The organism is Fibrobacter sp. UWH5 (assembly GCF_900142505.1).
GTDB lineage: Bacteria > Fibrobacterota > Fibrobacteria > Fibrobacterales > Fibrobacteraceae > Fibrobacter.
Genome location: NZ_FRBB01000048.1, coordinates 1 through 1,330, shown reverse-complemented (window position 1 = coordinate 1,330; position 1,330 = coordinate 1). Strand labels below are relative to the sequence as shown.

The window sequence follows — 1,330 nt, the reverse complement described above, 5'->3', positions numbered from 1 at the left end:
TGGCAACAGGGGTCAGATATATTTGTAAGAATGGTTTTTGGGTTGAGGTTGAATCGTCTAGTTCTGTTAGCAGTAGTAGCTATTTTGACATGACGGAACAATTCAATCCGGATGTCAAGTACGGAGATTTTACGGACCCGCGCGACGGGCAGAAGTACCGCACGGTGACGATTGATTATAAGTACCATATGCGCAGCGTTGATTCTGTCACCATATTTGCCGAGAATTTGAACTATGGCGAGAGGGTGCCAGGCGGTACGGTGCAGGGGAAAGGAACCAAGTATTGCTACGATGATGACCCGTGGTACTGCGAGAACGGCTGGGGCGGCCTCTATACCTGGAGCAACGCCATGGGATTCCCTGCTGTGTGCGATAGTGTATCCATCGCTTCGGAAAAATGTCCTAATAAGTTTGACTATAGCAATAAGAATGAAAAACTCGACGGATATATCAATTTTCTCCAGCATCAAGGCATTTGCCCAGACGGGTGGCATGTGATGAACGAGGATGTATGGACGCTTCTGTCTGAAATGAGCGGTAGTGATGTTGCCTATTACATGGGCTCAATGGTTACCGGATTCGGTAGCAAGAATTCTTACGGGTTATCGATACTGCCAGCCGGGTATTGGCAAGAAAAAAAATTCGAACACATTACTGAGTCTGTGGGCTATTATCTGCCGCAACAACATAAAAGTCAAGAGGATGTTGCTCAAGCGGCCTATGTTAACAAAAATTCTTTTAGTCGGAGTGGAGGGGCGCTTAAGACAAATGCTCTTTCCATCCGCTGTGTAAAAAACTACTAATTATAACAAGAATTTAAATAAATTAACGAAGCCTTTCCTTTGAAAGGCTATAGGGGTTATGTGTCTAAACTCAACAAGAAGAACAAAAAGTCCAAGAAAAACCGTAACAATTACAAGATCGAGTCTCTCGAACCGAGACTCTTGATGGATGCCAATTAATTATGAGGTATGAATTACGAGTTATGAGATTTAGCTACGCGGCGTAGCCGCCAAATTTTAACCTCGAAGCGAGCCCCGCGAGCGCCCTCGAACCTCGTGCCTCATCAACAATTTCTATCTTCTTTCTTTGGAGTGAACAAATGAATCGACTGTTACCTTTTGCCCTGGCCCTGTTCGCGGCAACCATGTTCTTTACCGCCTGCGGTGACGACGACAGCAGCAGCTTCGTTGAACCGGAAAAGGAATCCTCGTCTAGCGAAATCCTGAGCTGCGGCGACGAAATTTCCGTGAACTCGAGCGACGACGAAGGCCTCGACGCCGCCTCCAGCACAAGTGTCACAGCTGGCGAAGCCAATGAATCCAAGAAG

At 46.6% G+C, this 1,330-nt stretch carries 3 protein-coding genes; all 3 read left to right on the top strand.

Annotated features, from left to right (window positions below; translation table 11 throughout):
- Positions 1 to 803 (top strand): FISUMP domain-containing protein (locus BUB38_RS15615; protein ID WP_305774188.1); only part of this gene is annotated, 803 nt, incomplete at its 5' end.
- Between the two features lie 60 nt (positions 804 to 863).
- Entirely contained in the window at positions 864 to 962 is a 99-nt protein-coding gene (locus tag BUB38_RS15890; protein ID WP_158535447.1) for an LEPR-XLL domain-containing protein, read from the top strand.
- A gap of 140 nt (positions 963 to 1,102) precedes the next feature.
- On the top strand, positions 1,103 to 1,330 hold a 228-nt coding region (locus BUB38_RS15610), incomplete at its 3' end, for a hypothetical protein (RefSeq protein ID WP_139258489.1).